The 279-nt window shown below is 66.3% G+C and carries 1 protein-coding gene; it reads right to left on the bottom strand.

The annotated features are described in order from the left end of the window. Nucleotides 1-279, bottom strand: a 279-nt coding sequence (locus EN852_RS40465) for a hypothetical protein (RefSeq protein ID WP_135880022.1), incomplete at both ends; no start/stop codon positions are given.

The following is a 279-nucleotide window of genomic DNA, read 5'->3' as shown; positions in this document are numbered from 1 at the left end:
CTCGTCGCGGTGATGGCCGGCGAAGGCGCCGATGGCGACCGGCACATAGGGCGGCCGGTAGATCGTAGTGCCCGTCTCCGGGATCGACTTGCCGGTGACTGCGGCCATGATGGCCAGGCCGGCGACATTCGAGGTCTTGCCCTGGTCGGTCGCCATGCCGAGCGTCGTGTAGCGCTTCAGATGCTCGACCGATTCGAAACCCTCGCGCTGCGCCAGCTCAACATCGGAAGCAGTGACGTCGTGCTGCTGGTCGACGAAGGCCTTGCCTTTGCCGGCGAC

Origin of the sequence: Mesorhizobium sp. M2E.F.Ca.ET.209.01.1.1 (assembly GCF_004010375.2) — a bacterium.
In the GTDB taxonomy this organism is placed as follows: Bacteria; Pseudomonadota; Alphaproteobacteria; order Rhizobiales; family Rhizobiaceae; genus Mesorhizobium.
Note: the sequence above shows the minus strand (reverse complement) of the source record. Positions and strands in the feature narration are given on the sequence as shown.